Here is a 12,271-nt window from a genome sequence, read left to right as displayed (position 1 = left end):
TCCTGCGTCAGCTTCTTTGCGGAAAACTCCTTGAAAGCTGCGGTCAGTGCGTCCGCGTCCCGCCCCTTGAAAAATACAAGATAGCGGGGCGGGGTTTCGGTGCTGTCTTTCTTTAGGGCAAAGTCAATCCCGTATTTCTTCGCCGTACTCTCAAAGGCTTTGATATTGTCCTTTGTGATTTCAATGTTGGAAACGCTCGCGTTCTGCTTCATAAGCTGCTTTAGGGTCTGCTTGCCATGCGGGATTTTCTGTTTGTCATGCTGCTTTTTCATCTGTGCAAGCAGGGCTTTCATAGCCTTTTGGAGCTGCTGTGCGGTCAGCTTCCCGGTCTTGATGTAAAGGGCTATGGTCTTTTCGTTAGTTTCCTCCTGCAATGGGGTTCCTCCTTTCGTGTTCTATGGTGGTATGCCCGCCGCCGGGAAGTGGGACGGGCATGAAAAAAGAGCGTCCGTTTTCACGTCGCCCTGTTAAATCCGTACCCGCAGCCCGGAGAGGTCTGCCGCCCGAATACCCACAAGATACCAGTTGTCCCCGTACTCCATACGGGTAGGCTTCCATTTGCCCCGCACAAAGACCTCCATGCAGTCGCCGCAATGTAAGCCCCCGTAGTAGTCGTTTACGTCAAAGCGAATGTCGTAGCGGTCAGCGGTTTCATCAAAAATCAAAGCTCCTGTTTTCTGTGTCATAATCAAATCCTCCTTTGGGTTGGTTTACAGGCTTTCGCCCTCGTTGCAGGTGTAATCGGGTATGCCGGATTTTTTCGGTTTCCCATAAAAAGTACCGTCTGCCATATCGTGAGATACAAGGGACGTGTAATAGCTGCCAATCGTAGACGGGGCATTGAAAAGGGCAGCTTTCATGTACTGCTTGATGTTGCGGATTTTGGTGGTGTTTTCCTGCATACAGTCAAGTACAAAGCGGATATGTTCGCTGTTCAGTTTCATAAATTTTGCTTTTACAAGCTCTGCCGGGTAGTCGTCCCCGGCGATACGGATTGTTCTTCGTTTGGTGCAGACGGTTTCAAGAATAAGGGCAAGGATTTCCTCTATCCTGTCCCTGTCAAGGTATCTGTCCTGTATCAGATAGTCGTACTCGATATTGTCCTTGATGATTTCCTCATACACGCTATATGCGTCTGTCGCTTCCTTTCGCTTCCGTTCCGGCGGCTGTGCCGCGTCCTCTAAGGGAGAGGGATTTAGGGAATGGAAAGGAATGGAATGGGTACTTGATACATCTGTATTTAATTTTTCTTTTTTTGGTAAGTTAGTCTTTTGTATCTCTTTATTTAATTGCGTTGGATTTTCCAACGTAGGTTTTTCCAACATAGGCTTTTCCAATGTTGGATTATCCAATGTTGGTTTTTCCAATGTAGGTAAATCCAACTTAGGCGGCTGCTCATAGATAACATACGTTGTACCGCGTAAGCGTCCTTTCTCATCACGTTCTCTTGAACGCTGTATATATCCGGCATTTTCCAGTTCCCGTACCGCTTCCCGGATAGCGTCAATCTTTTCCCGGTTGATAAGGGACAGTCCTGCAAGGGTGTAGTCCCAATCTTCGGGAAGTGAGAGCATTTGCGACAACAAGCCCTTTGCCTTTAGGGAAAGTTCCTTGTTGCGTAAATGGTGGTTGCTCATAACCGTATAACCTTTGTTCTTTTCCACGCGGAAAACTGCCATAGCTTCATCACTCCTTTGGTTGGATTTGTTACGCAGTAGAAACGCGGTTTTGAGGGAAAAGGTATCAACCCTTGTCGTTCTCATTTCCGCGCGCTAAGAGCCGCATAAATCAAGGCTTTGTTTGCCCTTACTGCGTAACATGAGGGCATAAAAAAAGCAGCGTTCCTGTTCTCCTGTGTAGGAGTGAGAAACGCCGCCTTATAGGTGGTGCTTATTTTATTTTTTCTTTTCGACGTGCCGCGTAAGGTGGTGCAGCGGTCTATCGGCAGCTTCGCAGGTGCTTTTGCATATCAAGGCTCAATTCGTTAAAAGTAGTAAATGAGTAGTAAAATCAATCTGCAAACCTGCGAATATGCCCGTAAATCAAGCATTTTTCAAGACAATCAACTAATTTCATCATAAATAAATAACTGTTTTAGTTTTTCTAATTCTTCTGATTTCTCAAAAGTAAGAGGATAATCTTTTCTTTTCCATGCCAGAACAAGCAAATATTCGGAATATCCGTATTCAGCGGAAGTGCGTTCGAGAAACGGCACGCTTATTTTGTCGTTTGTAGCGGCAACAAACTCTCTTGCCATTTGGATAGAATGGTCATCAATATTACAACAGTCAACCCCATATCTGTAATGTAAAAGAGCGATTAAAAAGCGAATGCGATATTCATTTCCTGTCACTTTGTTTTTATTGACGCCAAGTCCGATCTCATGGAGATAATTCACGCAATTTTGCCTGATGCGATAAGCGCTTGGACGAGTGAGATAATGTTCTTCTGAAAACTCGGCAAAAGATTCGTGAGAGTCATTCGTTATCATATAACATAGACATTTTAATACATCGGAGTTTTTATAAATGGCGTGAAAGATATCGAAAAATGCAGTCTCATCATAAACTTCAATCCTGAGAGTTGTAGAATTTTTTGAAATTTCAGCAAGTCCCTGCAGATCAAAATTGAGTTCGGTGATTAACGATGCTATGCTTGCCGGACTGGTCTTAGTCTCTTTGGATAAATCTTTAATTAAAACGGAATGACTTACATAAAGGATAGAGAAAATTTGAAACTTTTTCTGTATATTATTTTCTAAAAATTTATCAAGCATAACTGCATACCTCCGATTATCCGGCTTTTCTTAGATGATAGTATATGCAAATGTGAAAATCAACAATTATATAAAAAAGTATCAGAAAATGAAAAAATATAAAGCAGAATTTGAGATGAAATTTTTGGTAAGTGGGTATAGAATGTGGAATGATTTGTTTTGAAAGGTATGTCGAAAAAGAAAGAAGGGAAGAAATGAGTTAGAAGGTGATGGGGAAGGAGCAGCTAGGAGAAATGATTTGAAAGAATCGGAAAAGGATAGAAGACTATGAGATTAAAACAACATAAAAAAACTATGTTGGTGTTTCTTTTGATTCTTGCGATGATGCTGTCTGCCGGTGTTTTCAATGTCCATGCAGAAAGCAATGCTTTCCGGGAGACAGAGCCGTTATCAGCGCAGGAAAATCAGAAGACAGACTTGCAGAAGAAAGATTCTGTGACAAGTCCGCCCGGAGAAGATCCGCAGGTTACTGTTGAAGATATAAGTTCTGATACCGAAGAAACTGATCGAGAGGATGAAACGGCGATGCCAGAGCTGGAAAAAAATGATCAAGATGACAAAACGGCGACATTGGATAGAGAAGAAAATGATCGGGATGACAAAACGACACCGTCGGATACAGGAGAAACGAATCAAGAGGATGAAACTGATGTTTTAGAAACAGAAGAAGGGTTTTTGGATCAGGCTTTAAATACACCGTTATTAGAGACAAACGGACTTTCTATTATTTATGAAAAAGGAACGCATTATATTATAGATCCCCGATATCCCGGTGAAAAAATTATGCTCTTTTGCATGAATAATAAGCTTCATTGGCCCCATCATACGAGTGAGATGGGCAATGTGCAAGTACCGAATTATACCGAAGGGTATTTGACACCGGAAGATTTTGCTTCTCAGCAGGATTATGATGAATGCATGCGCCGGTTGTCGAAACTGCTCTATGCAGGCTATCCGCATAATGGAGAGAGATTATATAAGATTGTAGAAAATTCAGAATTATATATTCCTACAGAAACGGAATTTAATGAAATGCTGATTGTTCCGCCGGAACTTCAAAAGGCATTTCCATATTTGGGACATCATGCGTTTACTTATCAAGACTGGGTGGCGAAGGATGAAGAACATTTAAAGGAATTATCTGCTTTTGTTGGGGAAGTCGGCAAACTTTATCCGAACGGACAGACGGATACCGGACTGACGTATTCTAAAATTACTGCAATGCCGTTTTATAAAGCTTCCTTATGTGTCGTGAATGCAACGCAGAAGGATACGCCATTACAGATTTTCTCATATTTTTATCCGGGATCTTATTTTGTGACAGAGGAACAGGCATACAATGCGACTCAGAAAGCAGTCTGGAGATTACTGCACTCCTATAATATTCCTGACAATGACATAAGTAATCTGAACGATACGCAATTAGGACAGATCTTATATGCATATTCGGAAAAAGGCGAGCTGTTAAATTATGAGCCTTCATTGGGAGATATTCATCTGTCGGGGAGTTTAAAATTCCGATATAATCCCAAGGATGGTCTTTGGCATAGCGGGAGTCTGCAGGTGATCGAACCGCCGGAGTATCATGGGATTTATCATTTAGAGCTGCCGAAAGGGATGACTGCTTTATGTGATAATTTGTCTTATGTATATGGGAATGAAGAATATGAGCTGGTTTCCGATCATGAACCGAAAACAGAAGACACTTTTGGGATTCGTGCACAATTTATTTGGCTGAAAGAATTTAAACAGTATTCCCCTACTCCGGATATAGAGGTAAAAGGGAAGAAATTCCAGCATATGATCGGCGCTGTTATTCGTACAAAAGAATTATCTGCAAATGTTCCGGTCGGAGTAAATAAAGTAGGTGGGCTGTCTGTTACGAAGCATGTTGTCGGAGAAGAAAATTGTCAGGAAGAGTTTGAGTTTGAACTCAGGCTGCCATACCATACGAGCATTAACGGGCTTTACGGGGATTTGGAATTTCATGATGGAGCTGCGAGATTTAGTTTGAGAGATAACGAAACGAAAACAGCAGACAATCTTCCTGAAGGCGCTATGTATGAAGTAACTGAGCTGGAGACAAAAAAATATCAAGTCGGCACGACCAATAATAAAGGCGAAATCGTTAAAGATGATATAACAGAAGTTACATTTACAAATACAAAACGTCCTGATTTGTTGTTGTATAAAATCGTAACAGGTGAAACAGGAGACAAGACAAGAAAATTTACATTTGTTATACACCTTAAAGATAAGGACGGTAATCCGGTAAACGGAGACTATGAGTACATGGGCGGTGTGAAAAATGGTTTTGAACAGGAAACAACAAAACCTGAGGATGGAACGATAACATTTGTGGACGGTACGGCAGAAATATCTTTATCACACGGACAGCAGATCCTGCTTCAGAATCTTCCGCCTAAAGCAATTTATAAAATAACGGAAAAAGAAGCGAATCAAGATCATTATACGACAACTTATAATCAGAATACAGAAAGTGCAGAAGGAATATTAAATGACGATTTTGTCGTTGAAGTAGTAAATAAGAAAGGATTTGTGCCGAATACAGGAACCGGTGATATAAACAGACGCGGGATCGGTACATGGATTGCAGTTTCTATAGTTGCAATGCTGCTTCCGTTGTCAGTATGTTTTTTTCGTCGGCATAAAGGATTGACAAAATGACAGAGCAGAAAAAATCAATAAAAGAAGAACTATTATTTTTATTTTTGAAAATCGTTATTTTTGTGATGCTGCTTGCAATAATGTTTTTCTTTGTGTTCGGCATTTACCGCTGCAGTGACAATATGATGGCTCCGGCTGTGAAAGACGGAGACCTGGCTGTTTATTACCGACTGCAAAAAGAATTCAAACCGTCGGACATTGTCATTGTAGAAAAAAACGGAGAAACAGAGGCGCGCAGGATTATCGCGGGATGCGGCGACAGCGTAGATATTACGGCAGAGGGATTAAAAATCAATGGATATCTGCAGCAGGAAACAGGAATTTATATGGAAACACTTCCATATACAGAAGGGATTTCTTTTCCTCTTACAGTAGGAAAAGATGAATATTTTGTATTGGGAGATCATCGTACCGATGCGAAAGACAGCAGGATATATGGAACTGTTAAAAAAGAAGAAATCAAAGGTACGGTAATTACCCTGCTTCGTCACAGGGGATTTTAATCATAACTGCTTTTGGCAGATGATATATAAAAAGAAAGAAAAGAGGAAAAAAGAATGATAAACAAAAAAAGACTCGGAGCGTTATTAGCAGCAGGAACAATGATCGTGGGGATGAACATTACCGCTTTTGCACAAGATCCCAAAGCGATTCCGAATGTTGGAACAGGAACAGAGAATGCACCTGCTGTGGTTTCTGTTACAAAAGATTTTGAGATGGCGGAAGGTCTTTCTATTCCAAGTGTAACTTTTAATTTTGCCGCAGCCAAGGTAACGCCGGATGCTCCGGATGCTGCAATCCAGCCGATTCAATATAGCAGCGCTGATGCGAAAGGAAATGCAGACAATGGAAAATACATCCTCTCTAAAGAATCTGCAATTACATTCGGCGCATTTCCGCATGCCGGAGAATATGTTTATACAGTGACGGAAAACAAAGAAAATGCGGAGGGAGTTACTTATTCTGCAGATAAATATACATTGCGGGCACAAGTTGCGAATAAACAAGACGGTGGTTTGTATGTGAAAAACATAACGGCAGAAAAAGGAACAAACAACGGAACAGGTGAAAATAAAGTTGATCAAATTTTATTTACGAATACATATCGTAAAAATGCTTCCCTTATTATTGAAAAAAAGACAACCGGAGAACTGGCAGATAAGACGAAAAAATTTGATTTTACAATTACTTTTGAAAAATCAGCGACAGAAGGTACTTTGACTGATTTTACAGGTACAATTACAAGAAAAGGAAATACAACAGAGCAGCTCTCCTGTACAAACGGAAAAGCTGAATTCCAATTAGCAGACGGCGATAGACTGACTTTTACAGATCTTCCGGCAGGTACGAAATACAAAGTAACGGAAAAAGGGGTAACAGACGGATATGTGGCATATGTAAAGGTTACGGACAACGGAACACAGGGAATGGTTATTAACGGAACGGATGATAAAGACCTGGTTACTTCCGCCAATGGAAATTATATAGGCGAAAAAGAAAATAAGGTTGAATTTGAAAACAGATACAATGAAGTTCCGATCACAGGTATTATCATGAATAATCTTCCGTTTATTCTTATGATCGGCGCTGCTGTTGTTGCATTTGTCACGCTGTCTGTTATAAAAAGACGCAGAACGTCTGACAAATAGTGTTAAAAAACAGTGTTTAATTGGAAGAAAATCATTCGGACAGCGGATAAAGCGGTCAACTTGTTGATTGTATTGTGCTTTCTGCCGATCCTTTGTTATGGAATATATGTTTTGTGGGACTCGCAGCACATCAATCAACAGGCGGATGCTTCGCTTTATGAAACGTACCGCCCAACCGAAAAAACGGATTTGTCGTTTGAAGAACTTAAAAAACATAATCCTGAAATATTAGGATGGCTTACGATAAAAGATACGAATATTGATTATCCGTTCGTGCAGGCAGAGAATAACTCGAAGTACGTCAATATGGATATATGGGGGAACTTTTCTTTATCTGGAAGTATTTTTCTTGATTGTCGAAACAAGAAAGATTTTTCGGATTTTAATCATATTGTTTATGGGCATCATATGGCAAAAGGCGTTATGTTCGGAGAGATACAATATTATGAAGAAGCGACTTATTTTGAAAAGCATTTGGAAGGTTCTTTATATTATGAGAATGCATGGCATGATGTAGAATTTTTTGCTTTTCTTCATGCGGATGCATACGATGCGACGGTGTTTGATCCTGCGCTGAACCAAGACAATATGCAGGATTATTTGGATTATATCAGGAAAAACGCAATCAATTACAGAGAACTTTCCTTTCAATCGAAAGAAAGATTTATCACATTATCTACCTGTACTTCGGATAGTACAAATGGCAGACATCTTCTGATAGGAAGAATTTTGAACAGAAAAGGAATGGATATTACAGATAATTATGAATAGAAAGAAAGCAGTCATGGCTTATGGCTGCTTTTTTGCAATGGAGACGAGCCAAAGTCCGGGTTTGCCCGGAATTTTGGCGATCGCTTACAATTCCCAAATGTGCCTTTTGGCGCTTCCGGTGATTTAGGGACAGCTGTTACATCGGATCATCAATTCGAATGCAGAAGATTCACGAAACGAGGCGGAACGGAAAAGATGTATGAATTAAAAAACAGAAGAATAAACGGCTGATATATGAATAAAAGCGTGTTATAATCAAATGAAAGTTTTAGACAAGCAGTTTCCCGCAGAAACAGAGTGTGTTATTATGAGATTGTTTGAGCAAAATACTTTAGGAAAGTATAGAAGTTCTCGATATTTTACGAGAGGAGGATAAATATGAAGTTTATTTCGTGGAATGTGAATGGTATTCGGGCATGTGTGCAGAAAGGATTTTTGGACTTTTTTCATGAAGCAGATGCGGATATCTTCTGTATACAGGAATCAAAGATGCAGGAAGGGCAGTTGGAACTTGATCTTCCCGGATATTATCAATATTGGAATTATGCAGTGAGGAAAGGGTATTCAGGCACTGCGGTATTTACGAAAAAAGAGCCGCTGTCCGTAACTTACGGAATCGGGATCGAGGAACATGATCAGGAAGGCCGCGTCATTACATGTGAATTTGAAGAGTTTTATTTTGTTACGGTATATACGCCGAATTCACAAAATGAGCTGGCAAGACTGGATTATCGGATGCGGTGGGAAGATGATTTCCGTAAATATTTAAAAACTCTGGAGGAGAAAAAACCGGTTATCGTCACAGGCGATATGAATGTGGCTCATAAAGAAATTGATTTGAAAAATCCGAAAACAAACCGTAAAAATGCCGGATTTACAGATGAGGAAAGAGGAAAATTTACCGAACTTCTTGATGCGGGATTTATTGATACGTTCCGATATTTTTATCCGGATCAGGAAGGAGTTTATTCCTGGTGGTCTTATCGCTTCAGCGCCCGTGCGAAAAATACCGGATGGCGGATTGACTATTTCTGCGTTTCGGACAGCTTGAAGAATCGATTGAAAGATGCGAAGATCCTGACAGATGTTATGGGATCGGATCATTGTCCTGTTGAGCTGGATATGGATTAAAAGAGCAAATAAATTTTTATAGAAAATAGTGGAACAGACAGGAGGTTATTTATATGACAAAGATTGATATTATTTCAGGATTTTTGGGAGCAGGGAAAACGACATTGATCAAGAAACTGCTTTTCGAGGCATTTGCCGGAGAACAGGTTGTTCTGATTGAAAATGAGTTTGGTGAGATCGGAATTGACGGCGGATTTCTCAAAGAATCGGGAATCGAGATCAGGGAAATGAATTCAGGTTGTATCTGCTGTTCCCTTGTCGGAGATTTTGGGAAATCTCTGCGGGAAGTTGTAGACACGTATCATCCGGATCGTATTTTGATCGAGCCTTCGGGAGTCGGAAAATTGTCAGATGTTATCAAAGCGGTTCGGGACGTACAAAATGAGATCGATGCGCAGTTAAACAGTTTTACGACAGTTGTAGATGTGACAAAATGCAGGATTTACAAAAAGAATTTCGGAGAATTTTTCAGTAATCAGATTGAGTATGCGGGAACTGTTATTCTGAGCCGTACAGATAAAGCGAAGCCGGAGAAGATAGAAGAAGGCATTGCTCTTTTAAGGGAATTAAATCCGAATGCGCCTTTTATTACAACTCCGATCGATCAGCTTGCGGGAAGCAAAATTTTAGAAACTATGGAATCGGGAAAATCAATGGAAGAGGAACTGTTGTCAGAACTTATCTGCCCTGAATGCGGGCATCACCATGAGCATGGAGAACATTGCGGTCACGAACATCACCACGATCATGAGCACGATGTCCACGAACATCACCACGATCATGAGCATGACGCCCACGAACATCACCACGATCATGAGCACGACGCCCACGAACATCATCACGATCATGAGCATCATCATGATTGCGGCTGCGGTCATGACCATGCGGGACATCACCATCATCACGCTGATGAAGTGTTTACAAGCTGGGGACGGGAGACGATTCATGTGTATTCAAAGGATCGGATTGAGGAAATATTGACTATGCTCGAAAATGGAGAGGAATATGGCGAGATCCTTCGGGCGAAAGGTATGGTCAAAGGAGAAGACGGAGAGTGGATCTACTTTGATATGGTTCCGGGAGAGCATGAGGTCCGCATCGGAGCGCCGGAATATACCGGACGTATTTGCGTGATCGGGGCAAAAATACAGGAAGAAAAATTAGAAAGCCTGTTCGGTCTTTAAAAGGAAGAAAAAAATTTCAAAAAAGCGTTAAAGCAAAGCGATAGAAAGAAGGAGGCAGAAACGAAAATATGAATGAGCCGGATGTAATGGTTTATTTGATGACCGGTTTTTTAGACAGTGGAAAGACCGGATTTTTAAAATTTACGTTAGAACAGGATTATTTTCAGATTGACGGGAAAACGCTGCTTATTCTGTGTGAGGAAGGCGAAGATGAATATAATCCGATGGAAATGCTCAAATATGGTGTTGTGATCGAGCGAATCGAAGATCAGGAAGAGCTGACAGAAGAATATTTGGAAAAATTAGACCAAAAACATGAGCCTCAGAGAGTGGTCGTTGAATATAACGGAATGTGGAAGGTGAGCGATTTTGAGAAGATGAAGCTTCCCAAAGGCTGGGGAATCGAGCAGAAGATCACAACGGTAGATGCCAGTACGTTTCAGATGTATTTGACAAACTTAAAACCGCTTTTTGTTGAGATGGTAAGAGGAGCGGAAATGGTCCTTTTTAATCGATGTGAAGATATTAAGCCTCTGGCAGGTTACAGAAGAAGTGTGAAGGTAGTCAGTCCGCAGGCAGAGGTTATCTTTGAAGATGAACAAGGAGAAGTAGAAAATATTTTTGAGGATGCCGTACCATACGATCTGAATGCGCCTGTCATTGAGATCTTGCGGGAAGATTATGGGATATGGTATGTGGATATGATGGAAAACCCAGACCGTTACCGTGGAAAAGTCGTAGAATTTACAGCAAAAGTGTTGAAACCTGCTGGATTTCCGTCGAAAGTATTCCTCCCGGGAAGGATGGCAATGACATGCTGTGCCGATGACACTACGTTTTTGGGATATGTTTGCAGAAGCGCTTATGCCCCGAAATTAAAGCCCGGGCAATGGGTAAAGGTGCGGGCGAAAGTTCGTTTTGCCAATGTATCCGTTTATCGGGGCGAAGGCCCGGTTTTGGAAGCCGAAAATATAGAATTGGCAGAACCAATCGAAGAACTTGTTTATTTTAATTAAGAATGAAAAAAGATCTGAAGGAAAATCAAAGCAGATAAAGGGAACTGTATGCCGGCGAGATCATACAGGCAAAAATGTGAGAGCAAAAGGAGAAAATTGAATGAAATTTACAAAGATGCAAGGCATAGGAAACGACTATGTTTATGTGAACTGCTTGAAAGAAAAGATTGAAAATCCATCGGAATTGGCGAAAAAGATCAGTGATCGTCATTTTGGAGTCGGTTCAGACGGACTTATTATGATTAACCCGTCTGACAAAGCTGATTTTGAGATGGAAATGTATAATGCGGACGGTTCCCGCGGAGAAATGTGTGGGAACGGGATCCGCTGCGTGGCAAAATATGTATATGACTACGGATTGACGGATAAGACAAGCATTTCCATAGAGACATTGGCGGGGATCAAATATCTTGATCTGACCGTAGAGGACGGAAAAGTTGTCCTTGTTAAAGTAGATATGGGAAAACCGATCTTCAGTCCAGAACAAATTCCAGTCGTTTCACAGAGAGAAACGGTAGTGGATGAACCGATCGATATAGACGGGCAGGAATACAGAATGACGTGTGTCTCCATGGGAAATCCTCATGCAGTTGTGTTCATCGATCAAGATGTTTCGGAATTTCCTCTTGAAGAAATCGGGGTGAAGTTTGAAAATCACGAAAGATTTCCAAAGAGAGTGAATACGGAATTTGTGAATATCATCGATCGGCATACAGCGCAGATGCGTGTGTGGGAGCGCGGTTCAGGAGAAACGCTGGCATGCGGAACAGGGGCTTGCGCGGTAGCTGTGGCGTGTGTGTTAAACGGTCTGACAGAAGAGGAAGTTACAGTGAAACTTCTTGGAGGAGATCTGCAGATCAAGTGGGATAAAGAGAAAGATACAGTGTACATGACCGGTCCGGCGGAAGTTGTATTTGACGGAGAATGGAAATAACCCTTCGTTTCTATCCGCAAATCGGTATTGATATAAAGAGGGGAATCTATTCGTTTGGATTAGATTCGAGACTATGAAGAAAAGTCTGTAAATAAGATCTTCTATGATAAGAATGGGCGAGA

At 41.2% G+C, this 12,271-nt stretch carries 13 protein-coding genes; 9 read left to right on the top strand and 4 right to left on the bottom strand.

Going from position 1 to position 12,271, the window contains the following annotated elements; all coding sequences use genetic code 11:
- From RCH61_RS09560 to RCH61_RS09545, 4 genes are all read right to left on the bottom strand, one after another.
- Positions 1-374: PcfB family protein (locus RCH61_RS09560; protein ID WP_306480581.1), on the bottom strand; the 374-nt coding region annotated here is incomplete at its 3' end.
- A 93-nt stretch (positions 375-467) separates the two neighbouring features.
- Positions 468-686 (bottom strand): DUF5348 domain-containing protein, encoded by a 219-nt coding sequence (locus tag RCH61_RS09555; protein WP_004611927.1) that lies wholly within the window; start codon positions 684-686, stop codon positions 468-470.
- Between the two features lie 24 nt (positions 687-710).
- A complete protein-coding gene (locus RCH61_RS09550) occupies positions 711-1,679 on the bottom strand; it encodes a DUF6017 domain-containing protein (protein ID WP_306480582.1) in 969 nt (322 codons plus the stop codon).
- Between the two features lie 383 nt (positions 1,680-2,062).
- The gene (locus RCH61_RS09545) at positions 2,063-2,776 is read right to left on the bottom strand and encodes a helix-turn-helix domain-containing protein (protein WP_306480580.1); all 714 of its coding nucleotides are present in this window, start codon (positions 2,774-2,776) and stop codon (positions 2,063-2,065) included.
- Positions 2,777-3,043: 267 nt separating this feature from the next.
- Between RCH61_RS09545 and RCH61_RS09540 the strand changes: the two genes are divergently transcribed.
- The 9 genes from RCH61_RS09540 (at position 3,044) to dapF (ending at position 12,149) form a co-directional block, all read left to right on the top strand.
- The gene (locus RCH61_RS09540; protein WP_306480579.1) at positions 3,044-5,464 is read left to right on the top strand and encodes a DUF7601 domain-containing protein; all 2,421 of its coding nucleotides are present in this window, start codon (positions 3,044-3,046) and stop codon (positions 5,462-5,464) included.
- Positions 5,461-5,967 (top strand): signal peptidase I, encoded by a 507-nt coding sequence (gene lepB, locus RCH61_RS09535; protein ID WP_306480578.1) that lies wholly within the window; start codon positions 5,461-5,463, stop codon positions 5,965-5,967. The genes RCH61_RS09540 and lepB overlap by 4 nt, the downstream gene beginning before the upstream one ends.
- 54 nt (positions 5,968-6,021) lie before the next feature.
- A complete protein-coding gene (locus tag RCH61_RS09530; protein WP_306480577.1) occupies positions 6,022-7,113 on the top strand; it encodes a DUF7601 domain-containing protein in 1,092 nt (363 codons plus the stop codon).
- Between the two features lie 60 nt (positions 7,114-7,173).
- Positions 7,174-7,884: a class B sortase gene (gene srtB, locus RCH61_RS09525; protein ID WP_306480576.1), complete on the top strand. Its 711-nt coding sequence runs from the start codon at positions 7,174-7,176 to the stop codon at positions 7,882-7,884.
- Positions 7,877-8,011 carry a hypothetical protein gene (locus RCH61_RS09520; protein ID WP_306480575.1) on the top strand — a complete coding sequence of 45 codons (135 nt, stop codon included), beginning with the start codon at positions 7,877-7,879 and terminating at the stop codon, positions 8,009-8,011. The genes srtB and RCH61_RS09520 overlap by 8 nt, the downstream gene beginning before the upstream one ends.
- 251 nt (positions 8,012-8,262) lie before the next feature.
- Positions 8,263-9,015 (top strand): exodeoxyribonuclease III, encoded by a 753-nt coding sequence (locus RCH61_RS09515; RefSeq protein ID WP_306480574.1) that lies wholly within the window; start codon positions 8,263-8,265, stop codon positions 9,013-9,015.
- Between the two features lie 53 nt (positions 9,016-9,068).
- On the top strand, positions 9,069-10,199 hold the full coding sequence (locus tag RCH61_RS09510; RefSeq protein WP_306480573.1) for a CobW family GTP-binding protein: 1,131 nt from the start codon (positions 9,069-9,071) through the stop codon (positions 10,197-10,199).
- Positions 10,200-10,267: 68 nt separating this feature from the next.
- On the top strand, positions 10,268-11,215 hold the full coding sequence (locus RCH61_RS09505) for a TIGR03943 family putative permease subunit (protein ID WP_306480572.1): 948 nt from the start codon (positions 10,268-10,270) through the stop codon (positions 11,213-11,215).
- Positions 11,216-11,315: 100 nt separating this feature from the next.
- Complete coding sequence (gene dapF / locus RCH61_RS09500; RefSeq protein ID WP_306480571.1) at positions 11,316-12,149, top strand: diaminopimelate epimerase; 834 nt, start codon at positions 11,316-11,318, stop codon at positions 12,147-12,149.
- Positions 12,150-12,271: the final 122 nt, after the last annotated feature.

The sequence above is a fragment of the Mediterraneibacter sp. genome, from assembly GCF_030825015.1.
In the GTDB taxonomy this organism is placed as follows: Bacteria; Bacillota; Clostridia; order Lachnospirales; family Lachnospiraceae; genus Mediterraneibacter.
This window is presented reverse-complemented; position numbering and strand designations above follow the sequence as displayed.

Excerpts from the sequence above, each read along its gene's own strand:
- RCH61_RS09555 (WP_004611927.1), bottom strand. The coding sequence starts at position 686 with ATGACACAGAAAACAGGAGCTTTGATTTTTGATGAAACCGCTGACCGC.
- RCH61_RS09550 (WP_306480582.1), bottom strand. The coding sequence starts at position 1,679 with ATGGCAGTTTTCCGCGTGGAAAAGAACAAAGGTTATACGGTTATGAGC.
- RCH61_RS09545 (WP_306480580.1), bottom strand. The coding sequence starts at position 2,776 with ATGCTTGATAAATTTTTAGAAAATAATATACAGAAAAAGTTTCAAATT.
- RCH61_RS09540 (WP_306480579.1), top strand. The coding sequence starts at position 3,044 with ATGAGATTAAAACAACATAAAAAAACTATGTTGGTGTTTCTTTTGATT.
- lepB (WP_306480578.1), top strand. The coding sequence starts at position 5,461 with ATGACAGAGCAGAAAAAATCAATAAAAGAAGAACTATTATTTTTATTT.
- RCH61_RS09530 (WP_306480577.1), top strand. The coding sequence starts at position 6,022 with ATGATAAACAAAAAAAGACTCGGAGCGTTATTAGCAGCAGGAACAATG.
- RCH61_RS09520 (WP_306480575.1), top strand. The coding sequence starts at position 7,877 with ATGAATAGAAAGAAAGCAGTCATGGCTTATGGCTGCTTTTTTGCAATG.
- RCH61_RS09515 (WP_306480574.1), top strand. The coding sequence starts at position 8,263 with ATGAAGTTTATTTCGTGGAATGTGAATGGTATTCGGGCATGTGTGCAG.
- RCH61_RS09510 (WP_306480573.1), top strand. The coding sequence starts at position 9,069 with ATGACAAAGATTGATATTATTTCAGGATTTTTGGGAGCAGGGAAAACG.
- RCH61_RS09505 (WP_306480572.1), top strand. The coding sequence starts at position 10,268 with ATGAATGAGCCGGATGTAATGGTTTATTTGATGACCGGTTTTTTAGAC.
- dapF (WP_306480571.1), top strand. The coding sequence starts at position 11,316 with ATGAAATTTACAAAGATGCAAGGCATAGGAAACGACTATGTTTATGTG.